We start from the raw sequence: 23,420 nt of genomic DNA, 5'->3' as shown, positions 1-23,420 counted from the left end.
GCAGGGGATAAGATGGAAGTTGAGTTAAGGAAATGGGGCAATAGTCTAGGGCTACGGATTCCCCATAAGTTGGCCGTCAGTTGGGAATTAAATGACCAGACAGTGGTGGATTTGGTGGAGACAGAGCAGGGGTTAATGATTCAGAAAAAGCCATCTCCCCCCAATCTGACATCGTTGTTGGCCTCTATTCCCCCGGATTTTACCTATCCTGATGATGTGGTGGATTTTGTGGCTAGTGCTCCCCAAGGGCAAGAGGTATTATGAGCGATCAGTCTTTTCCAGAGCGGGGAACGGTCATTCGCCTGAATTTGAACCCCACAGAGGGACGGGAACAACAGGGGGAAGCCAGACCCTGTTTAGTGTTGAGTCATACAGCTTTTAATCAGGCGCGTAATGGCTTGGTGATCGTTTCTCCGATTACCAGTACTCTGAAGCCAGAAATTCAGACATTAATCCCGATTCCTGCCGATTATCGGATTAAGGGGTCTGTGATCGCTGAACAGGTGCGAACGGTGGATTTAAGTTTACGTTGGTGGCGCGATACGGGGGAGATTATGGCGGCTTCTTTTGTGGATCAGGTTGTCAGTGTTCTTAAGTTGATTGTTGATTAACTAGCAAAGATTTATAGATTTTTTGATGTGTTTTTCTAAATTCAATTAAGAGGTAAAAATGATTACTCGTGAAGCGGTACTTGACTCTTTAAACATCCATCGTTCTGAATTGGAAAGAATGGGGGTTAAATCTTTACGTCTTTTTGGTTCAGTGGCAAGAAATGAGGCAACGGAAAAAAGTGACCTTGATTTCTTAGTAGATTTTTTTGAAACACCTTCTTTGTTTGAATTGCTCAAGGTGCAACACTTTTTGGAAGATTTATTTCAATGCAAGGTTGATCTAGGAATGGAACAATCTTTGCGAGAACATTTAAGAAATCCAGTTTTAGAGGATGTCATTTGTGCCTTTTAGAAATTATGAACTAAAGCTATGATGAAATCAGGAATTGCCTAAAATTAATAACCTATTTTATGATTACTCCTAATTTTCCAATATTTCAAAATCTGCCAAAGTCTTTACCGCTCAATGGTACTGTCTAAAAGAACAATTAATCTTAATCAAGGAGTGAAAGCCATGTTAACGTTTGAAAAACTGTTAGATAACATAGAAGATTTACCGATTGATCAGCAAGAATTATTAATGAATATTGTCTCCCATCGGTTAGCTGACAAACGTCGCCAGCAATTAGCCCAAGAGTGTCAAGAAGGTTTAGTAGAGTTTCGTTCAGGTCAATTAAAACCCATGACGGCAGAGGAGGCAATCGCCGATTTACATAATTTTTTAGCAGAGCCAGAATGAAACGAAAAATTGTTATCACATCTCGCTTTAAGCGGTCATTGCGGAAATTTGTTAAGGGAAATCAGCGCCTAGAACGACAAATTGAAGAATCATTATCAGTAATGGCTAATGATGTTTATGCTCCAAATTTAGCTACCCATCGTTTAAAAGGTAATTTAGAGGGTTTTAAGGCTTGTTCTTGTGGCTATGATTGCCGTATTATTTTTACGATTGAAATTGACATGGATACCGGACAAGAATTAATTGTTTTGTTAAATGTTGGTTCCCATGATGATGTTTATTAATTTTCAAACTTTCTAATGATTTTTACTGCTGATGTTTTACTAGATAGGTATTTTGAAACGGCTTTTTCTGCCCCCGATGGCATTAAGCGATTACGGGAATTGATTCTCACTTTGGCGATGCAGGGGAAGTTAGTGCCCCAAGATCCCAGTGATCAACCAGCAAGGGAGTTATTAAAGGAAATTGAGGCGGAAAAGCAGAAGTTAATCAAGGCGGGAAAGATAAAAAAGCAAAAGCTCTTACCAAAAATTACAGCAGATGAAATTCCTTATGATTTGCCGGAGAATTGGGAATGGGTAAAAATCAGGAATATCTGTCACGATTGGGGACAGAAAAAACCAGATAGAAACTTCACATATATTGACGTTGGAATTATTGATAATAAAAATGGCTTAATCAGTGATTCAATTCAAATTTTAGAAGCTAAAGATGCTCCTTCCCGGGCTAGGAAAATAGTCAAAAAAGGTACTGTTATTTATTCTACTGTCAGACCTTATCTTTTAAATATAGCGATAGTTGAACAAGATTATAAAGATGAGCCTATAGCAAGTACAGCCTTTGCAATTCTTCATCCATATTCAAAAATTTATAACCGTTTCATTTACTATATTTTAAAATCTCCATATTTTATAGAATTTGTTGAAGATCAGATGAAAGGCGTTGCTTATCCTGCTATAAATGATGGCAACTTTTTTGAAGGGTTATTTCCCCTTCCACCATTGGCCGAACAAAAGCGCATTGTCGAAAAGTGCGATCGCCTGATGGCCCAATGTGACAAATTAGAGCAACTCCAGCGAGAACGGGAACAAAAACGCATCCTGATTCATACAGCGGCACGGGAAAAACTGTTAAAAGCATCGGATCAGGAAACCTTTAGCCAGGCTTGGGATTTTATCAAGGAAAACTTTGGCGACTTGTATGCCGTTAAGGAAAACGTCACTAGCCTCCGCCAAGCCATTTTGCAATTAGCAGTAATGGGTAAACTCGTCCCCCAAGATCCTGGCGATCAGCCTGCTAATGAATTATTAAAGGAAATTGAAGCGGAAAAACAACGATTAATTAAAGAGGGCAAAATTAAAAAGCAAAAGCCCTTACCTGATATTACAGCCGATGAAATTCCCTATGATTTACCTAATAGTTGGTCTTGGTCAAGACTTGAGGATATTGTTGATATTATCACTGGTATTTCAAAAGGTAAAAAATATCAAGATCAAGTCATGAAAGAGTTTCCATATTTGAGGGTTGCCAATGTACAAAGAGGCTATCTTGATCTAAAAATCATGAAATACTTACCAATACCAATTAATGATTTTTCTAGATATGAAGTTTTACCAAATGATTTATTAATTACTGAAGGAGGAGATTGGGATAAAGTTGGTCGTACAGCTATCTGGAATGGCGAAGTATCCTCTTGTATTCATCAAAACCATGTTTTTAAGGCTAGGAGATTCTTACAAAAACAAAATATTTTCTGGTTGCAGCTTTATCTGAACTCTCTACCAGCTAGAACTTATTTTGCAAGCGCTTCCAAACAAACAACAAATTTGGCATCAATTAATAAAACTCAATTGAGAAGTTGCCCTATTCCCCTTCCTCCATTTCCCGAACAAAATCGCATCGTCGCCAAAGTGGACGCATTAACGGCCCTGTGCGATCGCCTTGAAAACCAAATTGACCAAAAGACCTCAAAACAAACCCAGTTGTTAGAGTCAGTGATGGCAGGAGTGTGATTCCATGTATCAACTATTTTGACTCTCATTGTTACCCTTGACTGGCGGATATATTTTTTTTGCTGTTCAACAAAGCCGGGGCTAAAAAACGGATTGGCTTTACTACCAAATTTGCGATGCTTCCACCCCCTACTGATGTCTGGATTGTATACGCCAACTTCCTAGGGCGATCGCCATCCTGGGGTATCTCACGATTTATTGAATAGGAAACGGCAGGAAAAATTAGACCAACCCTGCTACCATTGCCCAGTTATGCCCGCAACATTGTCGCCTAATTTCCTTCCCCTAGTGAAGGGGGCATAGAAAAGGTACTGTCCAGGAATAAAAAAGTAATGCGGTATAAATATTGCCCGGTACTTCTAGGTGTAGAAATTTTTATAGGCGTTGCCGCCGCCAAAAGCTTGGTAGAGGATGGTGAAATCTAGTGGTTTACTTGAACTCGCTGGGTTTCCGATCAACCCGGTTAAAAAATTCAAGAAATAAAGGGCTGTTCTCGATAAAGGCGAGGCTGTGGTTTTGAAAAGAATCTTTTAATTCCGGTACTTTCAGCGATAGGACACTTACCACGATCTCTATTTTGGGTTTTTTTTTTGCACTAACATTTGTAGTTCAAATTGGGGTCTATCAAACTTTAGTACTCTGCGCTAATTTCCCTGTAGATAAAAAAACGACACCTCTTTACTGTGTCAACTTGACCAAAAAGTCGCAAACATTTTTCCCGTGTCACAGTTTGCTATGGCGATCGCCATAGGTTGTCCGATTTACGGAGAGCAACGGCGAGGAAATTAGGCAACATCGCTTAGGGATTTTGGAAGATGCTAAATAAATTAGCCGCCCCTGCAAACAGGGAGAGTATCACAACAACGAGTATTCCCTGGTTAATGAACTCCTGATTCTCCAAACCCTTGCCAATGCCCGAAACTTTTTCGTCTAGGGTGTTGATTTGCCCTGACAATTTTTCGTCAGTGGATTTGATGTCTCCCTTGATTTCTGCCTGGGAGACTTTCAACCCATTAAGGGCTTCATCTGTTTTAGCCTGATTGGAGTCTATTTTTTGCTCCATACGGTCTAATCGGGCATCAATTTTTTCCAGAATTTTGCCTAAATCTGTTTCAATGGTTGGCATTTAATTTTCCTCTTAGTTGACTGGATACCATAGCCTTGATTTTTTGTTGTATCTTCATGGTGGAATAGCCCTGATCGCCGGGTGGGTTTCCTTGGTTTTTCCATGGCGGTTGCCCCAGCTTTTGACTGTATTGGCTGATATGCCTAGTTTGTCGCCTAGTTCTGGCCCACTCAGTCCCTTTCATTCCCACCGGCGATCGGGGCCACCGGGGCAATTACCAGCGTTTGGGGGGAGTTATCGGCCAGGTTATGGACAATATCTAAAACTTCCACTGGTTCCATTGCGGGGGTTTCTGTCTTGGTGGGGGACTGGGCTAGGCGACGGCTTCGAGCTTTTTTAATTTGATTAATTCCCCCTCCAACTCGCCAAACTTAGCCGATGTCCTGGCCTCCATATTGGCGATCGCCGGAGAGATCCAGCAATGACAACAAAAATTCATCGGCACTTTGAGCTACTACATTAAATTTCTCTAGGGATTTTTTTGGGAAATGCTTGAGATTATCCGTCACTATGATCTCAGCTTTCCCCACCAATGCCGCTGCTAAAACATGGCGATCTCCCTCATCATTGTCCATGCAGGGAAGCAAATCATCCGTCATATCGATCAAAGCTTCAGGAAAAGCCAGATTCATTACCTGATTTAACCTATCTGCCTGAATCCTATTCATACGACCATCTTTAACGAGATTACGGAAACCCCAGCCAATATTTCTTCAGTCGAGCGCACCTGATACAAACCCGCTTCGGTGGCGCAAAGCAGAGTATCCCTGAGATACATTGGATATAAGACACAAGAATCCAGCACCACAGGCAAAGCAATCATCAAAAATCCTAAACCGCCTCAGTCTGATAAAAACCGAGTTCCTGACTGGTGGTAATTAATTCTGTTAAAGCAGTCTGGCGATCGCCATCCCGTTTTTGTCGATAATCAAGGACATCTTCTGCTTTTATTCTGCGATGGGAACCAATTTTCGTAAAAGGAATTTTATTCTGATCCAAAAGTTTGTAGAGATAGGGGCGGGAAATATTCAGTAAATTCGCCGCTTCTTGGGTGGTTAGATAATGCTCCTGGGGAATAAGTGTTACCCTTTTTCCCTGGGCCAATAGGGGGGTAACTTGTCTTAAAACCTGATAGAGAGATTCCGGCAGATACATTTCTTCCCCATCCATGCCAACCAATTTTGGGTAGGCCTGTTCGAGTAGCTTTGTTAAACGCAGTAAATCACCAGAGTTTAACTCAGAGTCAAAGACAGGGCTATTCACTGGAGCATTAACAGACATAATTGATCACCAGGCTAACTGTAATAAGTGTAACATTATTAAATTAAGGATAGTGATTGCCAGTTATCCTATAGTAATTGAGGCGATCGCCGAATTATTCAGTCCATAACAGCCCTATTTTTCTTCGGGTAGAATTACCCCAAAACTTTGACAGATAGCTATTTAAGGGCATTTTCCATGGTGTCAAATGTACCCAAATAATAGTTGATTCTCAAATAGGTGACTCTTGTACTACTGAGAGAGTTCAATTTGAGCTTGGGCTTGGAGATGGCGGAGTGTCGATTCAGTTTTGAGAAAATGGGAATGAAAACCATTGGTTAATTTGACGGGCACGGGCTACTCAATTTCAGAATGAGATTGTTGATAAAGCTTGCTCCTTCTCCTGTTCAGAAACCTCCAGATAGTGGGACAACACATTCAAATTCTTGTGGCCACTAATTTTCTGAATAACCCTCAAATTAATTCCTTTACGACACATCATAGTTAACGCAGTCCGCCGAAAAGAATGGGTAGATACCCCCCTAACCCCAATCAAATCTGTAGCGGTTTTCAAAATTTTGTGGGCCATGGAAGGATGGAGATGCGACCCAACTCGTTTACCCCTAAATACATAGGACGATGGAAACCTAACGGATTGTTGAGCTTGCCGATATTCATCAAACAAAACTTGCAACGCCGGAGTAATGGCCACAGTCCGACTAGATTTAGTTTTGGTTTTTTCAATACGAAAGGTCATGGCATCGGTGGTGACATCATCCCAAGCCAGAGAACAAGCTTCGCCAATACGGCAACCCGTATAAAGACAGATGCCAAATAATAGGCGATCGCGGGAAGTCAGTAATCCAACCGTGAAAAGGTCATGCAATTCCTGCTCCGTTAATACTTTTGCTTGCCCCTGGCGGTTAATTTTCATTCAATAAAATACCAAAAATATTGAATAGCTCCCACAACCCTAAGTTTATCGTGGAATTTTTCAGATTACTCCTCGCCCAACACAGCTTATTACTAATCTTTATCAGTTGATAAATTAGGAAAATTACTAATATTCCTAAAATTGCCCCGTACAGTGTTTTACGAAAGGAGATGATGGATAAATATCTGGAAACCAAAATATCGGGGTTAAAGACGATTCTCAAGGGCGCATTTTGTACTATATTCCTATTATTTTCATTAAACCCTTGGATTTACATAGCCCAAACAAGCAATGGAACATAGAGCATCGAAGTGGGCACGCAGTGTGCCTTAGGCATCTCAAGCGGAAGTCACCAGGACAGTGGCGAACTCGGTTTGAAAATTAGAGTTTTCAAGGCGATCAATCCAAAATTCCATTTTCCGGAAAATGGAATCCATTATCTGGAAACCGTTTTCTTGATTATGGTTTCCGGTTTCCGTATAATGTCTGTAAGTTTTGAGGTTACTGCTTTATGGTTTGTAATTTAGCGGTTTTCAATATGAAGGGGGGAGTGGGAAAGTCCACTACTGCGTATAATTTGGCAGCAGGTCTGGTCAAATTTCATCAGCAAAAGGTTTTAATTGTTGATATTGATCCTCAAGGCAATGCTTCGGCGGCTCTAGGAATTTCTATTTGGGAACTAGAGGCTCAGCTTAAAGATGTACTTCAGCGTCAGATTGCAATTAAAGAGATCATTGTTTCTACTGCGTCAGGGGTAGATGTGGTTCCTTCCAATATTTTATTGGCGGAACAAGAAATTCCCATCGCAGGTTTACCCGGTCGGGAGCTTCTCCTACGAAAAGCTTTGGGTTCCATCCAGAAAGCATACGATTTTATTATCATTGACTGTCCTCCAAATGTGGGAGTTTTCGCCGTCAACGCATTGATGGCCGCTCAAAAGGTTGTTATTCCCGTGGATATGAGTTATCTCGGTTTATTGGGGATTCAGGGAATTGAACGAGCCTTAACATTAGTGCGAGACCACCTTGATCATCCAATCGCTGTTGCTGGAGCATTAGCAACTCGTTACGACAAACGCAATAATCTCAGCCGAGAAGTTCTGGCTTCACTACAAGAGCATTTTGGCGATCTGATGTTTAAAACATTGATTCCTGAAACGGTCAAATTGCGGGAAGCCCCCAGCTATGGGCAATCCATTTTCGACTATGACAGCAATAGTAATGGTGCCATTGCTTATCAGGCGTTAGTTAAAGAGGTAATTGCACGATGAATGTAAAAAGAAAGTCTGGATTAGGCAATAATCCCTTGGCTTCTGCTCCTACCGCGAAGGGAATTTTCCATAAAACAGAAACTGGAAACCAGAATCCAGAAAATGAAACTATCTCAAGCATTGCACAGATACAACCCGACACCCTCCAAACAATTCCCCCCAAAACACCAGAAACTGGAAACCAGAATCCAGAAAATGGATTCCTGCAAGCTAGTCGTGAGCTAGATAAGATTACGTTGCGAATCCCAATTGAGTTAAACGATTGGTTAGATAGTTTGCTCAAACAGGGAAAACGTAAGCATGGACAAAAAATACCTAAAGAAATTTGGGTTCAGGCAGCGTTAGAATTGTTACGGTCAATGCCTGTAGATTGGGCGGAAGTACAAGATCTTGAGCAAATGCGTGAAAAACTCAAGATTCTGGAAAATGGAATCCAGAAACCATAATCAAGATTTCAAGATTTATGGTGTAATTTGAGGGGCGATCGCCAAATTAGCTTTTGATGTTATTCCCCAAGATCCAACTCGTAATGAATATCGACAGGGAAGCACCCTTGGGGATGATTATAAGCACTGGTTTAGGGCTAAATTTTTTCAGCAGTACCGATTATTTTTTCGCTACCACCAAGAAAGTAAGATAATTCTCCTGGGTTGGGTTAATGATGAAAACTCTAAACGAGCCTATGACAGTAGCACAGATGCCTATAAACTCTTCAGAAAAATGTTGGAGAGTGGTCATCCCCCTGATAATTGGAATGATTTGCTGGTAGAGGCTAAAAGTTCAATTGAACGTTTACAGAAAGTTGCTGAAACTGAACTTTAATTTTCTCGCTGCTTGATCCGGCGATCGCCGATGCCAAACATTTAATGAACTAATCCCCAAATTGAGGGAGTATCGAGATGGTACTCCCTTGTTTGTTTGGTCATGGATGGTGGCGATCGTTCTTTATCTAACGACTTGCGCTTCACAAGCGACAAGTAAAACATAACTTGGCAACGGCCTGTATTGACTGTCTTCTGCAAGCGCTGGTTAGCTAGCTCCTATCCATAAACTCGATAAATCTTGAAAACCGATTTCTCCTTTTCTTCCAACCGAACTTATGAACTTATCCAATGAATTAGGATATTAGTCTTAGAGCGTGTTTGAAAAGTAGGTTGAATTTGGAAAAATGGTGAAAACTACAAAATTTTCACCACAGTAATGATAATCAGAAAATCCTACAATACCGACATCAGTGAGCGCCAGTGGCAATTGTTAGAACCTCATCTGGGTAGTGTTATTCATGTAGTGAGGTCAAGATGAAGCCATCTTTAATTCTTCATTATAGTGGTTGATAAAATGCAAAATTGCAGACTCATGATTGAAGAAGCTTTTGGAAAAAGAAAGACACTTCCTAACCAACCTGGAACATCTTTGCCTTAACGTGTTGTTAAATCTTTCGATATGGCTAGTTTCTCCAGTTTCTTTACCACTTGGATGATGTTTATCTGCAGGCACTACCTTCTCATAAGCCTGCCAAAAATCAGTATAGACTTCTGCACCCTGACGATATTCTTTAGGTATTGATTCCCAGAATTGTTTAGCATCTTCTCTTGTTCTATTGCCAAGATGAAAACCTACAATTTGCTTTAAATTTCTATCTAATGCTAGCCAAATATAAACAGGATTTTTTTTAGAGCAAACAAATGACCACAACTCGTCACATTCGAGAATTAAATCATCAAGACAGAAAGCTGGATTAGCTGTATGAAAAGAGATTGAGCGATAAAAATTATTAACGTAATTTTGTAACCACTTAATCGATATTCCCAGCATTCTTGACAAACCTCTGAGAGAAATTCTCTCTAGAAGTCCTCGTTCAATGTATTTAATTTCTTGCCTGCTTATATAACGCTTTGTAGGATTTTCCACAAATTGTCTGCCACAGTCCTTACATAAATATTTTTGTTTTTTGTTATGAATGCTACCATTCTTCAAAATATGCAATGAACCACACGATGGACAGGGAGGACGTTTACCTTTATTGTCGTTATTCATGGGCTTAATTGGTCAAGTCAACAATGCAAATTAATGTAGTTTCCAATATAGCTGAAGTTTTAGGAAAATCAACAGGAATAGTTTTAAACAACTATTTTGACTATTGCTACCGCCCATTTTAAGCTTTCACTACATATAGCAAAGAGCGCCAAGGTTAGGACATAATAAGACAGACCAGCAACGAGAAATATTATGCCAGCACCCTACAGTATTGATTTGAGAGAAAAAGCAGTGAAAGCAGTAGAACGAGGAGAAAAAAAAAGCCAGGTTTGTCGCACACTAAACATTAGTAGGAATACCTTAGACTTATGGATAAAAAAAAAGAAGCAGACAGGAAGTTTAGCAGCAGTCACGGATTATAGTCGTGGTCCAAAACCCAAAATAGATGATTTAGAAAAATTCAAGAAATTTGCCGAACAAAATGGTCATTTAACTCAAAAGAAAATGGCTGATAAGTGGCCGGAGCCCGTTAATCGTACAAGGATAGGCAAAGCTCTTAAGAAAATTGGTTTTACCAGGAAAAAAAAACTTACAGTTACATAGAAAAGGATGAGGAAGCAAGGAAAGCCTTTGAAGATGAAATTAAGAAATATGCCCCAGAAAGAATGATTTACATAGATCAAAGCGGTCGGGATAATACTCTGGACTATCCTTATGGTTACTGCCCTAAATCGGAGAGATTCAAGGCTACAAAATTAGGTCATCGAACGGAGAGAGTCAGCGTAATAAGTGGTTGGTGGAATGGGATGACGATAGCACCAATGATATTTGAGGGATACTGCAACACAAAAGTGGTGTGCGCCTGGATAGAGAACATGCTAGTTCCAGAATTAATACCAGGTCAGATAATAATAATGGATAATGCAAGTTTTCATCCGAAGAAAATAATTAAAGAACTGTTGACAAAAGCTGGGTGTGAGGTCATATTTTTGCCACCCTATTCACCTGATCTCAACAAAATCGAGAAATTTTGGGCGAGACTAAAAAATTATGTCAGTCAATTAATGACGGAGGGACAATCGCTTATATCTTCACTTACCTTGGCCTTGAGGGTACTGTCCTAATCATATCGTTCTTTGCTATAGATAACACTACCTCTATCGAGAGCATCCGTTTACGGCAATCAGCCCATCATCAGAAGTACATGCTAATCATTTAGAAGCATTGAACAGTGCGCTACGGCGTCGTGGCACAGCCTACCGACGGAGACAAAACCACTATGCCAAAGAGCTAGAGGGGTTGCAGAGAGCTCTTAACGTGCAGAGGTTGCTCCACAACTGGAGCCGTCCTCATGGAAGTCTGAAGAAAAATACCACTCCAGCTATGGCTATAGGATTTATTGACCGCCCTGTTGAAATTGTAGAAATCCTGACGTGTAGGGGTTTTCATCATTTCACTCCTTAAGAGGACAGTGCCAATTGGCCCCTTAACGGTGTTTTCCGTTCCACTGCACCTCAGACCCCTACTTCTAGGTGTAGAAATTTTTATAGGCGTTGCCGCCGCCAAAAGCTTGGTAGAGGATGGTGAAATCTAGTGGTTTACTTGAACTCGCTGGGTTTCCGATCAACCCGGTTAAGAAATTCTAAAAATTAAGGGCTGTTCTCGGGAAAAGCGAGGCCGTGTTTTTCAACAGAATTCTTTACTTCCAATGCTTTCGGCGATAGGACGCTTACTCTGATCTCTATTTTGGGTTTTTTTTAATTGAACTAATATTTATGGTTCAATTGGGAATGTATCGAATCTTCGTACCATACGTTAATTTCTCCGTCGATGAGAAAACGACAGCCCTTTACTGTGTCAACTTGGCGTAAAAGTTGCCAACATTTTTCCTGTGTCACAGTCTGCTAGGGCGATCGCTACTGGACAAGCACCGAGAACTGGAGAAATCCGCTGCCCAAAATTAGATTTTGACCACCAGTGAGATCAAAGAATTACTAGGGGTTGTTGGGTGTTCCGGCGGGCGCGAAGCGTGCCTTCGGCATCGGGGAAAATTGGTGATCAGTCAGCCTGGATTGTCGAGAAAATTTAATTTTCCTATCACCATTTTAACTGTCTGGTTTTGACTGGACATATCAGTTGCTATTCTTGACACTACATCTAAAATCCTTAATTTATTTATACTTTTTTGTCCAGTCGGTTATTTTTTTACTAGACAAGTAATTAATGAAGGATGAGCGTTATCCCCCAAATTGGAATCAGATCGCCTTGGAGAAAAAGCAGTCTGTTGGCTGGGTTTGTCAACGGTGCGGGGTGCAATGTCTCAAGCCTGGGGAGGGAAAGGGTCTGTTAAAAGAAGAACGCTACCGGCTCAGGATGTCGGTTCACCATTCCGATTACGATCCGGGGAATAATGTGCCGGGAAACTTAATGGCCCTATGCTCCCCTTGTCATCTCCACTACCACCGCAGGCAACAGGGAAATGTGACACCAGGGCAATTATCGTTGAGGTTTTGCTAGGGGATAAGAATATCTAAAACTGGGCTTGTGATGTTGCTTAATTTCATCGCAATTTCATTTTGTTTTGTCACACTGGAATCAAGGAGACAAAATAAAATTTGAGTACTAAAATGCGTCATTCCCTTTGGCTTTATGGATTGGTCGGACTAGTTGTTACTGGTTCTGCCACAGGAGTAGCTTTCGCTTTCCGGAATCAATCTCCAACAGTGTTAGCCCAAAATTCTATGCAGATGGGGTGGACAGACCAGAGTTTTATCGAAATGATGATTCCCCACCATCAGGATGCGGTGGAGATGGCGGAAATGGCCTTGAAGAAAGCCCAACATCCTGAAATTAAAACCTTGGCCCAGGCAATTATCCGAGATCAAGAACGAGAAATTAAAGAAATGAAGACTTGGTATCAACAATGGTTTAACCAGCCCGTTCCTGCTCTGTCAACCCAGGGCATGATGGGTATGGGTCAAGGGCACGGCATGATGGGCATGGGGCAGGGGATGATGGCTATGGATTTAAAAACCTTGGAAACGGCAACCAACTTTGACCAGGAATTTATTCGTCAAATGATTCCTCACCATCAAATGGCGGTGATGATGGCAAGTAATTTAAAAACCAATACAAATCGTCCAGAGATGGATAAATTGATGGATGACATTATCCGCTCCCAAAGTGCCGAAATTAAGCAAATGAAGCAATGGTATAAAGCTTGGTATGGCGGCTAGGGGACGATGAGGATTTTATTGGTGGAAGATGAACCAGACCTGGGAATGGCTGTAGAAAAAGCTCTCCGACGGGAAAATTACATTGTCGATTGGGTACAAGAGGGAATCCTGGCCTGGGATTATTTGGATCAAGGTTCGGTCAACTATACCCTGGCAATTTTCGATTGGATGGTACCGGGTCTATCGGGGTTGGAACTGTGCCAACGTCTCCGGTGCCGGGGAAGTTCTTTGCCAATTTTGATGCTGACGGCCAAAGACCAGATTGAAGACAGGGTTAGGGGTCTGGACGCAGGGGCGGATGATTATTTAATTAAACCTTTTGGGATGGCTGAACTATTAGCTCGTTTACGCTCCTTGCAAAGGAGATCGCCGGAATTGCAACCCCAGCAGTTACGGGTGGGGGAATGGGAATTAGATTATGGGACTTTTGCGCTGGTAACCCCAGAGCAAGCAAGAATTGCCCTCACAGCCAAGGAGTTCCAGCTTTTGGAATACTTCATGAAACACCCCCAGCAAATTCTTAGTAGTGAACAAATCAAAAATCAACTGTGGGCGCTGTCGGCGGAATCCACTAGCAATGTAGTGGCGGCCCAGGTGCGCCTACTAAGGCGAAAATTAGGGGAATACGGCCATAGCCATCTCATTGAAACCATGTACGGTCTAGGGTATCGTTTCCAGCCCCATTCATCCCATGCAGACAAATAAACTGTTCAACCTATCCCGTTGGCGTTTAGCCAGTTATTATGCTGGGGTCATGGGGCTAATTTTGGGTCTTTGTGGCCTAGCGGTCTATGAAATGACTTCTCAGGATCATTGGCGATCGCTGGATCAAGAGCTTACTTCCCTAGCGGGGACTCTCCATGATGGGCTAGAACCACTTCTCCATAGACCGGGACAACTAGAGCCATCGGTTAAACAAGTTTTACCCAATCTTTGCCTAGGGACTCAAGTTTGTGTCATTCCGCCACGACATAACCACATTCTCAATGCCACCCAACAGCCAGGATATTATGTACGATTTTTGGATTTGAACGGTCAGTTATTGGCAACGGCAGGGGAAAATCCTCCTGGTTTGGCCTTTGAGAGGGAAACCACCCGCCAGCGTCCGTTAACGGATCAACAAGGCGATCGCTATCATCAGGTGTCCTTGCAACTCAAAACGGCGACGGGAAAACCCTGGGGTTATCTGAAGGTGGGTCGTTCTTTAAGGGAATACGATCATCATTTACAAACTATCCAGGCTTTTTTAGTATTTGGTTTGCCGGTTGTAATGATGGGGGTGGGGGGCGCAAGTTGGTTGTTAGCGGGTTTGGCCATGGAGCCAGTTTATCTTTCCTATCAACAAATCCAGCAGTTCACCGCCGATATTGCCCATGAGTTACGCACACCTATTACAGCCATTCAAGCTACTTTAGAAACAACTTTAAGTACGGAGCCTAACTCGGAGGAAGTCCACAGTACTCTCCAAATACTGAAACGTCAAAATTACCGTCTCACCCATTTAATTCAGGATTTATTGCTCCTCTCTCGCATGGATTTACAGGACGCTAATTGGAGTCGATTTCAACCCTGTTGTCTTAATGATTTAGTGGGTGATTTAGTGGAAGAGTTTGCTGGTTCTGGTATTACTGCTGGTGTGCAACTATCTGCTGAAATACGGGTTGAGCAACCCGTTTGGGTCAAGGGGGAAGAAGACCAACTTTATCGTTTGGTGGGTAATTTAATCAGTAATGCTATTCACTACACCCCAACGGGTGGCGAGGTAACCGTCATGCTTGAGACCGATAAACAGCAAGCCATCATCAAAGTCCAAGATACGGGTATTGGCATTGCTTCGGAGGATCAAAGCCGGATTTTTGACCGTTTTTATCGGGTGGATACGGCCCGGTCTCGACAACGGGGAGGGGCAGGATTAGGCCTTGCCATTGCCCAGGCGATCGCCGTTAAGCATCAGGGCGTTTTGAGTGTAGAAAGTGAATTGGGAAAGGGTAGTCTTTTCACTATCCATTTGCCCCTTGTTTCTGCACCGATAGTTCGGTCGTAACTCCATTTCATCTTGGTTTCATATTCCTGTGAAAAACTAAGAACGTTGCGCTGTCGGAATTCTATGCAAAACCGAATCATTGCCCGGAGTTGGGCCTTCTCCCTGTTGTTGGGGTTACTGGTGCTGTCTCCCAAGGCGACCTTAGCCCACGCAGGCCATGGAGATGAATTTCACCAAAGTGAATCGGCTCAGTCTGCCCAGGGTGTAGCTCTTGATGGGGATACCATTCGTCGCTTGGATATTCAGGTGGAGCCTTTGCAACCTCGTTACTTAGATACGGGCATCAGGACAACGGGACAGATTGAAACCCTGCCGCAACAACGGGTTGAGGTCACAACGCCTGTAGGAGGGAAACTGCTCAAACTGTTAGTTAATCCAGGGGACAGCGTTAAGGCCGGTCAACCAGTCGCCACCATGACCAGTGCCGAATTAGCTGAACTACGCACCACGGCCCAAGACCGCCGGAGCTTGGCGATCGCCGCCGTGGAACAAGCCCAGGCAGATTTAAACTTGGCCCAGGAAAATTATCGCCAACAACAACGGGTAGCCCAGAGTGAAATTGAAGAAGCCCGTACTGCTAAGCAATTTGCCGAGGAGCGTTACAAACGAGATCAGGAACTCGAAGCCAATGGAGCTTTACCCCGTCGTCAGCTTTTGGAATCGGAAGTTGCCTTAGCCACAGCCAATGCTGATTTAGTTAGAAGCCAAAGCCGTTTACCAGTCAGTGAAGCCCAAGCTCAAGTTAAGAGAGCCCAAGCGGCATTAAAGGTTGCCCAAAAGCAAGTGCAATTAAGTGAAGAAAATTATCAGACCCGTTTGCAACAACTGGGAACTAATGCCCGTCCCGATGGCACCGTTGTGATTACAGCCCCCATTGGTGGGATCGTTGTTGACCCCGTCACTACCCCAGAACATGAAATCAAGGTAGGAGAATCCCGACAGGATGCAGGGGAACCAATTTTTACCATTATCAACAGTCAACAAGTTCAAGTTTCAGCCAATATCTACGAGAAGGATCTAAACAAAATTCGCCGGGGTCAAGGAATTCGGGGTTGGGTGAGTAGTTCAACCGACAAAACTTTTAGGGGCAGGATTAATCAAATTGGCTCCGTGGTGGAAGGGGAAAATCGAATCGTTTCCGTGAAAGCAACTCTGGATAACCCCGATGGTCAACTCAAACCCGGTCTTTTTGTGGAATTAGAAGTCCTAACTGACCGTACTTCGACTCCTGTGCTAGCCGTCCCCTCCTCGGCGATCGTCAAAACCAATGATCAGCAAAATCTGGTGTTTGTGCAAAATGGCAATGTTTTTGAACCCATTACCGTTGCTCTGGGGCAGGTTTCCGGGGATTGGGTGGAAATCACCGACGGTTTGTTTGCCGGGGATTTAGTGGTTACCCAGCGGGCTAATCAGCTCTATGCCCAATCTTTGCGGGCCAAGCCGGCGGAAAAAACAGAAGAGACTGAAGAATCTACAGAAATAACCGCATTTACTTTTGCTCTGCCTGGAGTAACGTCATGGCTTTTACCTTTGGGGGGAACAGTTATGGCCGCTGGATTATTTTGGGCCGGTAGCCTGTGGGGAAAACGACAACAAGCAAACTCTTGGCCAGGCAACACTTTAACAGCAAGTCGGGAGGAATCATCCCTGGAAGTTGAAAAAGTCCTGATTGAAACCCCATCCCATCAGGATTTCCCCTAAATAATCTGAATTGCTCAAGCCATCTATTTACCCTTGCTATTTACCTAGAAAATGCTTAATGCCATCCTCAAATGGTCGATCGCCCAACGTTGGCTAGTGGTTATTGGAGCCATGCTGGTGGCTATTTTAGGAACCTACAACCTCACCCAGATGCCGTTGGATGTGTTTCCCCCCTTTGCCCCTCCCCAAGTTGAAATCCAAACGGAAGCCCCAGGTTTAGCGCCGGAGGAAGTGGAAACTCTAATTACCCTGCCCATTGAAAGTGCGGTGAATGGCACCCCAGGGGTAGAAATGGTACGTTCATCCTCCGCCGTGGGCATTTCCGTTGTTAAGGCTATTTTTGCGAATAACACAGACATTTACCGAGCCAGACAATTAGTGACTGAACGTCTACAATCTGCCCGAAGTAAACTACCTACCGGGGCGGAGGAACCGCAAATTTCCCCTGTATCTTCCCCTATTAGTACAATTTTAATGTATGCCTTGACGGTGGATGGGTCGGCGGAGAGTCCCGAAGCTAATTTGATGGAAGTGCGGCGGCGGGTGGATCGGGAAATTACCAATCAAATCTTGGCCGTACCAGGGGTTTCCCAGGTGGTTGCCTATGGGGGGGATGTTAAGCAATATCAAGTTTTGGTCGATCCGGCCCGCCTCAAGGCGTTTAATATTTCCCTCCAACAGGTAACGGAGGCGGTGGAAGAAGCCAATGTGAATGCGGCGGGGGGTTTTTTATTGACCTCGGACCAAGAAGACGTGATTCGAGGGTTGGGGCGCATCGAAAACCTATCCCAATTGGCAGATTCTGTGGTGACAGCTAGGGATGGGACACCGATTTTACTCCGGGATGTGGCGGAAGTGGTTATTGGCCCCGCCTTGATAAGGGGAGATGGCAGTGTGGATGGCCAACGGGCTGTTGTGCTGGTGATTGATAAGCAACCCCAGGCCGATACCCCGACGGTGAGTAAGGCGGTGGAAAAAGCTATGGCAGAGGTCAAAGCGGCCCTGCCCACCGGGGTTAATCTCCAGGTTACGTTTCGGCAAGAAAGCTTTATTGATGCGGCGATCGCCAATGTGCGGGATTCTTTGCGGGATGGCATTATCATCGTCGCTGTGGTGATGGTGATGTTTCTGATGAATTGGCGGACTGCGATTATTACCCTCAGTTCCATTCCCCTTTCCATTCTCATTGGCATGATGATTTTAGGCTGGTTTGGCCAGGGTATTAACGCCATGACCCTGGGAGGATTAGCGGTGGCGATCGGTTCCGTGGTGGACGACTCCATTGTGGATATGGAAAATTGCTACCGGGGTCTCCGCAAAAATCAAGCTTTGGGTAATCCCAAGCATCCGTTTCAGGTGGTTTACGACACCTCTGTGGAAGTTCGTACCAGTGTGATTTTTTCCACAGTGATCATCGTTGTTATCTTTGCCCCGATTTTTAGTCTGACGGGGGTAGAAGGGCGTATTTTTGCTCCCATGGGGGTGGCCTATTTATTGTCCATTTTGGCTTCGACCCTAGTGGCCATGACCCTTTCCCCAGCCCTCTGTGCCCTCCTATTGGCCCCCTGCCGTTTGCCCAGTGATGAAACTTGGTTGGCTCGCATTAGCCAGAGGATTTATCAACCCTTATTAAAGTTCAGTACCCACCATCCCCGCTGGATTATTGGAGTGGCGATCGCCTTTTTTATCTTTTCCCTGAGCTTAGTACCCAGTATGGGGCGGGTCTTTTTACCGGAATTTCAGGAACGCTCCTTGGTGAATGCCATGCTCCTCTATCCCGGCAGTTCCCTCGAAGCCACTAATCGGGTTGGTTTTGCCCTCCAGGATGCTCTCAAGGATGATCCTCGTTTTAGTACAGTGCAGTTACGTTCCGGTCGCGCACCGGGGGATGCTGATGCCGGTGGCGTGAATTTAGGACATTTGGATGTAGAACTTAGTGATGCGGGTATAGCCGACTGAGAAGCCAGCATTGAAACCCTAAGGGCAGAATTTAATCGCATCCCTGGGGTTGCTCCCAATATTGGCGGTTTTGTTTCCCACCGCATGGATGAAGTGTTATCGGGAGTAAGAAGTGCGATCGCCGTTAAAATTTTTGGCCCTGACTTAGAACAACTCCGCACCCTCGGGAAATCAGTGGAAACAGCCATGGCGGAAATTCCTGGGCTGGTGGATTTACAACTAGAACCCCAAGTCCCGGTGCGTCAGGTACAAATTCAGTTTGATCGTTTAGCGGCCGGGCGCTATGGGTTAACCGTTGGTCAACTTTCTGAGTTGGTAGAAACAGCATTGAATGGTAGAGTAGCCTCCCAAGTTTTGCAGGATCAACAATTATTTGATCTGCTGGTTTGGCTGAAAGCAGATGCCCGCAATAATTTAGAAACGATTAGTAATTTACTGGTAGACACCCCCAACGGCACTAAAATTCCCCTAGCCCAAGTCGCTCAAATTAGTTATGGTAACGGCCCCAACACCATCAATCGAGAAAATGTTTCCCGGTTAATTGTTGCTTCTGCCAACGTTAAGGGCCGAGATTTGCGGTCTGTGGTTAACGATATTCAAGCCCAAGTAAAGGAAAAAGTTTCTCTCCCCACTGGTTATTTCATCCAGTACGGTGGTCAGTTTGAATCGGAGGAACGGGCCAGTCAAAATCTTTTAATGTTTGGCTTTTTATCTATCGTTATCATCACCATTGTGATGTACTTTGCCGTTAAATCCCTGGCCGCAACCTTAATGATTATGGTCAATCTTCCCCTGGCCCTAGCAGGAGGTATTTTGGCGATCGCCGTGACTGGGGGCGTTATTTCCGTTGCTTCCCTAGTGGGTTTTATTACCCTATTCGGAGTCGCTGTCCGCAACGGCCTATTGCTGGTGGATAACTACAATCAAAAAATTGCCCTGGCGTTACCCCTTTCCCAAATAATTACTGAAGGTTCCCAGGAACGATTGGTGGCAATTTTGATGACTGCCCTCACCTCTGCTCTAGGTATGCTTCCCCTGGCGATTGGAACCGGAGCCTGTAAGGAAATACTCCAGCCTCTGGCGATCGTTATTTTAGGGGGGCTCTTTACCTCCACTGCTTTAACCCTCCTGGTATTACCAGCCCTGTATGCCCAATTTGGAAAATTCTTACGCCCAACTAGTCCCAACGGTGTGAGCCGAGAATCCCCCCGCTTTAAAAGCTTGACCAAAATTTAAATTATTAGACATTGAATTATTTATCAAAAAACTGGGTCTAAAACCCCGTCCTTTAGGACAGCTTTTTGTTAAACTAACGGAGCCCATGCACCCGAGTGTGCCAAGAGAGGCAAGGTTGGCTATTCCCGCCATCTAGAATGCATGACCAAAAGGAAATACCTGGGCACAGGGGCGTCATAGTCTAGGAATGGGAAAACTACACTAAATATTTGTTCGGTCTGCGGTGGGGCACATCGTGGACGTTAAAACAAATGCCTGTGGAGGGGAATCTGGACGGGGCTTTTGAACAGAGATGTTTTTAAGCTAGACAAACCCGATGAAGCAGGAATCCTCTGGCTTTAGGCAGAGGAGGATGTCAACAAAGATATGGCAAAGGGAAACTCCATCTTAACTAACCATCAGAACAGAGCGCTACAGAATCCCCTTAGTTTACGGAAAGGATGATGTCAACACCCCTGTCCTCTGAAATTTTCATCGCCTTCGGGCTAGCATTGATGCCCAAGACTGGTGCCGGTAATGGCTTTTTGGTGATTATGGGCGATTATGGCCGGGAGGAAAATTCATAAAACTTATTAAAATTGTTTGTTAATGAATTTATAGCTTGACCACAAAATGTTAATGACTTACTGGTATAAATAATTGATTTTTCTTGAAAAATGTTTGAATAAACCCCCCACAGGGCAAAGGTTATAGCCTCTGCTCTCTACCCTAAGACGTAGACCATTTTATTCTTAATAAACAATTAAGAATTGTGTCAACTCAGCCAAAAAGTGTGTCCGAATAGTTTGTTTTAGGTAAAATCCATTACAGACGGAAGGATTTTTCTGGGCAAATATCTAATAAACGTCACTGCTGTGCTTTCATTGGTCAAAACTGCCGCCGCCCAAACCCGGTGGCCAAAGAGGGACAACAGTAAACATTCTCGACATGGAGCTTCCTTGTCTATGAACATTAATCCTCTCCTACGGGCCTATGAACATGGTGTGCGCCGCTTCCCTCGGGAAAATTTGCAAAATGCTGACCTATCGGGTTTTACCCTCATTTCCGTTGATTTTGAGCGCACTAACCTGATCGGGAGTAATTTACAGCGTACTTTTTTGACTAAGGCTCGCCTTGGCCACTGCCAAATGAACTGGGCGGATTTGACCTACGCTAAACTCAACCAAGCAGATTTAAGCTATGCCGATCTGACCAAGGCCAGTCTCTACGGGGCCTTTGCTGTCAAAACTAATTTTAAGGGGGCTAAGCTGAGTGGGGCGACCCTAGGCCATGCCAATCTTCGGGGAGCTAACCTGGAACAGGCCAACCTTGCCGGGGCGAATTTGTTCGCGATCAATTTACGGGAAGCCAATCTCCAGGGAGCAGATCTTTCCTGGGCCAATCTCCAGGAGGCTTGTCTGAGCTTGGCCAATTTACGCGATGCGAGGTTGTGGTCCACGGATCTGCGCCGGGCTTTTATGAAGGAAATGGATCTGAGTAACCTCAGTCTCCAGGGTTTAGCCATGGACGGAGCTAAATTAACCGGCAGTTGCCTAAGGGGAACAAACCTTAGTCAGTCCAGTCTACGGAGCGCTAACCTGCGGGGCGCAGATTTGACCGGGGCCAATCTTACTGGAACAGATCTCACCGGGGCTGACCTCATGGGAGCCGACCTAACCCAGGCAATTTGGGACGATGCTGTGGTGCAGGGTGTTAATTGGGAAGAGGCGATCGCCGACCGGGGAATGTTTCGGGAAGGATTGTTAGGACTAGGGAACCACCACAGTCAAAATGGCCACCAGGGATTAAATATCAGTTGCTTTGGGGGTCTCCAGACCGCCTATGTCATTTAGTTGAAATCCGCCACCGCAATAATTAACTGACGGAGTTGCATCCGGGGAAAATATTCCCCCTAGAAGATCAGTGCTTCCAATAGGGCAGCACAGCCAAAGGATGCGAGGGCGACCTTGATTAAACGCAGGCCTTGCTGGTTCAGCCAATCCCGTTGACGACGCAAAAACATGTAAATATTCATCGCCCCCATCAAAAAAAACAACAGGGAAAGCCAGTTGGTTTCTTTTGTCGCTGTGTCTGCGGAGGACATCGCCCAGGTCTGTGAGGATTGCATGTTTGATTTCTCCAAGTAAACCAACTTTGACAACTACACCTTAACAAAAGCCCAGGGAATTGTAAACCTTTGTTAAGTATTGTTGACTGGGGTGGAATTTTCTGCACTTCCTAGAAGGGGAGTCCCCAGGCTTGCCATTGTTGCCGGAGCCAACCAGAGGCCCGCAATTGCAGTAGGATTTGGTTGACTTCCCGTTGTAGGGCCTGGTGTTGCAAGCCTTTGGCCATGGCGATCGCCAATGGATTAATGGTTAGTTGCAATGGTGAATGGTAGTAGTCTGGTTGGGATTGGGCCCAGCCGCTCAGTACGGAATTGTCCCCAGCAAAAGCCAGGGCTTGTCCTTGTTCCAACAGTTGGTAGGCTTGGTCGTAGGAATCTACCCCCATTAGGTTCACCTGGGGGAAAGCCTGTTTGAGCACGGCTATGGTGCCGCTATTATTAAGCACCGCAATGGTGTGAGCCTGGTTGCGGTCTAGGTTTTTCAGAGAGCCGTTTTTACTAATTAAACCAACTCCGTCCATATAGTAGGGTGGAGAAAAGTCCACCAGGCGATCGCGGGCCGGATTTTGTCCCATTTGAGCAATGATTAAATCCACGTCACCATTAAGCAACAGGGCGAGCCGGTCTTGATTTTGCACCGGAATTAACTCCACTGCTTTTTCGTTCCCCAACAATGCCAGAGCCAAGCGATGGGCCAAAGCAATTTCCAAACCAGCTAATTCACCTTGGTCGTTGCGAAAACCCAAGGGTCTTAGATTATCCTTAACTCCCACCCTTAATTTGCCCCGGTGCCGAATGGCTTCTAAACTGGCCTCCCGGCTAGCCATGGCTATGCTATCCATCCCGATGGCCATGGTTTGGGCGGTGACGCTGACAGTTAAAACTGGAATTGAAAATAGCAAACAACTAGCTACAATGAAGCCACGCATGGAAAGGGTTAAGGGGTGAAGAAATGGCAGAAAAATTATGATTAAAGTAGGAAAATCAATTCCCCTAATTAGCACTCAGGGAAGGTAACCAATTGACCAGGGGCGGAAAAATAATAATTAGTAGCAACACTAAAATTTGTAGAGCAATGAATGGCAGAGCCCCTCGGTAAATTTGCCCGGTGGTTAAACTGGGGGGAGCTACCCCTCGTAAATAAAATAAGGCAAAACCAAAGGGCGGAGTGAGAAAAGAGGTTTGTAGGTTAGCCCCCACAATTACCC

26 protein-coding genes and 2 pseudogenes are annotated in these 23,420 nt (G+C 44.4%); 20 read left to right on the top strand and 8 right to left on the bottom strand.

The window, feature by feature from the left end; translation table 11 throughout:
* Positions 1–12 precede the first annotated feature (12 nt).
* The 6 genes from IQ219_RS01430 to IQ219_RS01405 all read left to right on the top strand — a co-directional run bounded on the left by IQ219_RS01430 (position 13) and on the right by IQ219_RS01405 (position 3,362).
* Positions 13–264, top strand: coding sequence for an AbrB/MazE/SpoVT family DNA-binding domain-containing protein (locus tag IQ219_RS01430; RefSeq protein ID WP_190595609.1), 252 nt, complete (start codon positions 13–15; stop codon positions 262–264).
* On the top strand, positions 261–611 hold the full coding sequence (locus IQ219_RS01425) for a type II toxin-antitoxin system PemK/MazF family toxin (RefSeq protein WP_194071472.1): 351 nt from the start codon (positions 261–263) through the stop codon (positions 609–611). Before IQ219_RS01430 ends, IQ219_RS01425 begins: the two co-directional genes overlap by 4 nt.
* 58 nt (positions 612–669) lie before the next feature.
* The gene (locus IQ219_RS01420) at positions 670–963 is read left to right on the top strand and encodes a nucleotidyltransferase family protein (RefSeq protein WP_199309496.1); all 294 of its coding nucleotides are present in this window, start codon (positions 670–672) and stop codon (positions 961–963) included.
* Between the two features lie 162 nt (positions 964–1,125).
* The gene (locus tag IQ219_RS01415) at positions 1,126–1,350 is read left to right on the top strand and encodes a hypothetical protein (protein ID WP_190595604.1); all 225 of its coding nucleotides are present in this window, start codon (positions 1,126–1,128) and stop codon (positions 1,348–1,350) included.
* Complete coding sequence (locus IQ219_RS01410; RefSeq protein WP_190595602.1) at positions 1,347–1,634, top strand: type II toxin-antitoxin system mRNA interferase toxin, RelE/StbE family; 288 nt, start codon at positions 1,347–1,349, stop codon at positions 1,632–1,634. Before IQ219_RS01415 ends, IQ219_RS01410 begins: the two co-directional genes overlap by 4 nt.
* A gap of 15 nt (positions 1,635–1,649) precedes the next feature.
* The gene (locus IQ219_RS01405; protein WP_194071471.1) at positions 1,650–3,362 is read left to right on the top strand and encodes a restriction endonuclease subunit S; all 1,713 of its coding nucleotides are present in this window, start codon (positions 1,650–1,652) and stop codon (positions 3,360–3,362) included.
* A gap of 799 nt (positions 3,363–4,161) precedes the next feature.
* On the opposite strand, the gene IQ219_RS01400 is transcribed toward IQ219_RS01405, so the two are convergent.
* From IQ219_RS01400 to IQ219_RS01385, 4 genes are all read right to left on the bottom strand, one after another.
* Positions 4,162–4,488 (bottom strand): hypothetical protein, encoded by a 327-nt coding sequence (locus IQ219_RS01400; protein WP_194071470.1) that lies wholly within the window; start codon positions 4,486–4,488, stop codon positions 4,162–4,164.
* Between the two features lie 371 nt (positions 4,489–4,859).
* A complete protein-coding gene (locus tag IQ219_RS01395) occupies positions 4,860–5,156 on the bottom strand; it encodes a hypothetical protein (protein ID WP_190595595.1) in 297 nt (98 codons plus the stop codon).
* A gap of 163 nt (positions 5,157–5,319) precedes the next feature.
* Entirely contained in the window at positions 5,320–5,769 is a 450-nt protein-coding gene (locus IQ219_RS01390) for a helix-turn-helix domain-containing protein (RefSeq protein ID WP_190595593.1), read from the bottom strand.
* Between the two features lie 346 nt (positions 5,770–6,115).
* Positions 6,116–6,682: a site-specific integrase gene (locus IQ219_RS01385; protein WP_190595591.1), complete on the bottom strand. Its 567-nt coding sequence runs from the start codon at positions 6,680–6,682 to the stop codon at positions 6,116–6,118.
* A 511-nt stretch (positions 6,683–7,193) separates the two neighbouring features.
* On the opposite strand from IQ219_RS01385, the gene IQ219_RS01380 reads away from it, so the two are divergent.
* From IQ219_RS01380 to IQ219_RS01370, 3 genes are read left to right on the top strand one after another with little or no spacing between them, the layout of a single operon-like run.
* Complete coding sequence (locus IQ219_RS01380) at positions 7,194–7,952, top strand: ParA family protein (protein WP_199309495.1); 759 nt, start codon at positions 7,194–7,196, stop codon at positions 7,950–7,952.
* Positions 7,949–8,398, top strand: a complete 450-nt coding sequence (locus tag IQ219_RS01375) for a hypothetical protein (protein WP_190595589.1) — start codon at positions 7,949–7,951, stop codon at positions 8,396–8,398. Before IQ219_RS01380 ends, IQ219_RS01375 begins: the two co-directional genes overlap by 4 nt.
* A 37-nt stretch (positions 8,399–8,435) precedes the next feature.
* A complete protein-coding gene (locus IQ219_RS01370; RefSeq protein WP_190595680.1) occupies positions 8,436–8,774 on the top strand; it encodes a type II toxin-antitoxin system YhaV family toxin in 339 nt (112 codons plus the stop codon).
* A 471-nt stretch (positions 8,775–9,245) separates the two neighbouring features.
* Here IQ219_RS01370 and IQ219_RS01365 read toward each other — a convergent pair whose 3' ends face one another.
* A complete protein-coding gene (locus tag IQ219_RS01365; RefSeq protein WP_190595587.1) occupies positions 9,246–9,989 on the bottom strand; it encodes an IS1 family transposase in 744 nt (247 codons plus the stop codon).
* Positions 9,990–10,181: 192 nt separating this feature from the next.
* On the opposite strand from IQ219_RS01365, the gene IQ219_RS19905 reads away from it, so the two are divergent.
* From IQ219_RS19905 to IQ219_RS01330, 11 genes and pseudogenes are all read left to right on the top strand, one after another.
* Positions 10,182–10,532, top strand: coding sequence for an IS630 transposase-related protein (locus tag IQ219_RS19905; RefSeq protein ID WP_228016624.1), 351 nt, complete (start codon positions 10,182–10,184; stop codon positions 10,530–10,532).
* On the top strand, positions 10,529–11,053 hold the full coding sequence (locus IQ219_RS20460) for an IS630 family transposase (RefSeq protein ID WP_368667544.1): 525 nt from the start codon (positions 10,529–10,531) through the stop codon (positions 11,051–11,053). Before IQ219_RS19905 ends, IQ219_RS20460 begins: the two co-directional genes overlap by 4 nt.
* Positions 11,054–11,081: 28 nt before the next feature.
* A pseudogene (locus tag IQ219_RS19895) lies at positions 11,082–11,393 on the top strand (IS1 family transposase); the annotation flags it as partial.
* Between the two features lie 759 nt (positions 11,394–12,152).
* Complete coding sequence (locus tag IQ219_RS20455; RefSeq protein WP_347338231.1) at positions 12,153–12,446, top strand: HNH endonuclease; 294 nt, start codon at positions 12,153–12,155, stop codon at positions 12,444–12,446.
* Positions 12,447–12,556: 110 nt separating this feature from the next.
* Complete coding sequence (locus IQ219_RS01355) at positions 12,557–13,165, top strand: DUF305 domain-containing protein (protein ID WP_190595586.1); 609 nt, start codon at positions 12,557–12,559, stop codon at positions 13,163–13,165.
* 6 nt (positions 13,166–13,171) lie between these two features.
* Complete coding sequence (gene rppA / locus IQ219_RS01350) at positions 13,172–13,870, top strand: two-component system response regulator RppA (RefSeq protein WP_194071469.1); 699 nt, start codon at positions 13,172–13,174, stop codon at positions 13,868–13,870.
* A complete protein-coding gene (rppB, locus tag IQ219_RS01345; RefSeq protein ID WP_194071468.1) occupies positions 13,857–15,209 on the top strand; it encodes a two-component system sensor histidine kinase RppB in 1,353 nt (450 codons plus the stop codon). Before rppA ends, rppB begins: the two co-directional genes overlap by 14 nt.
* 63 nt (positions 15,210–15,272) lie before the next feature.
* Positions 15,273–16,910 carry an efflux RND transporter periplasmic adaptor subunit gene (locus IQ219_RS01340; protein WP_194071467.1) on the top strand — a complete coding sequence of 546 codons (1,638 nt, stop codon included), beginning with the start codon at positions 15,273–15,275 and terminating at the stop codon, positions 16,908–16,910.
* Positions 16,911–16,961: 51 nt separating this feature from the next.
* Positions 16,962–20,105: pseudogene (locus tag IQ219_RS01335) on the top strand (efflux RND transporter permease subunit).
* Positions 20,106–20,548: 443 nt separating this feature from the next.
* A complete protein-coding gene (locus IQ219_RS20325; RefSeq protein WP_255512792.1) occupies positions 20,549–20,671 on the top strand; it encodes a hypothetical protein in 123 nt (40 codons plus the stop codon).
* Positions 20,672–20,959: 288 nt separating this feature from the next.
* Positions 20,960–21,937, top strand: a complete 978-nt coding sequence (locus IQ219_RS01330) for a pentapeptide repeat-containing protein (protein WP_190596004.1) — start codon at positions 20,960–20,962, stop codon at positions 21,935–21,937.
* Positions 21,938–21,996: 59 nt separating this feature from the next.
* On the opposite strand, the gene IQ219_RS01325 is transcribed toward IQ219_RS01330, so the two are convergent.
* The 3 genes from IQ219_RS01325 to IQ219_RS01315 form a co-directional block, all read right to left on the bottom strand.
* A complete protein-coding gene (locus IQ219_RS01325; protein WP_190596002.1) occupies positions 21,997–22,212 on the bottom strand; it encodes a hypothetical protein in 216 nt (71 codons plus the stop codon).
* Between the two features lie 110 nt (positions 22,213–22,322).
* Positions 22,323–23,141, bottom strand: a complete 819-nt coding sequence (locus IQ219_RS01320; RefSeq protein ID WP_194018514.1) for a transporter substrate-binding domain-containing protein — start codon at positions 23,139–23,141, stop codon at positions 22,323–22,325.
* 64 nt (positions 23,142–23,205) lie between these two features.
* A partial coding sequence (locus tag IQ219_RS01315; protein WP_194071466.1) for a TRAP transporter large permease subunit occupies positions 23,206–23,420 on the bottom strand: 215 nt, incomplete at its 5' end.

It is taken from the genome of Synechocystis sp. LEGE 06083, assembly GCF_015207725.1.
GTDB lineage: Bacteria > Cyanobacteriota > Cyanobacteriia > Cyanobacteriales > Microcystaceae > Synechocystis > Synechocystis salina.
The sequence above is the reverse complement of the archived record's forward strand: the minus strand, read 5'-3'. Positions and strand labels throughout refer to the sequence as shown.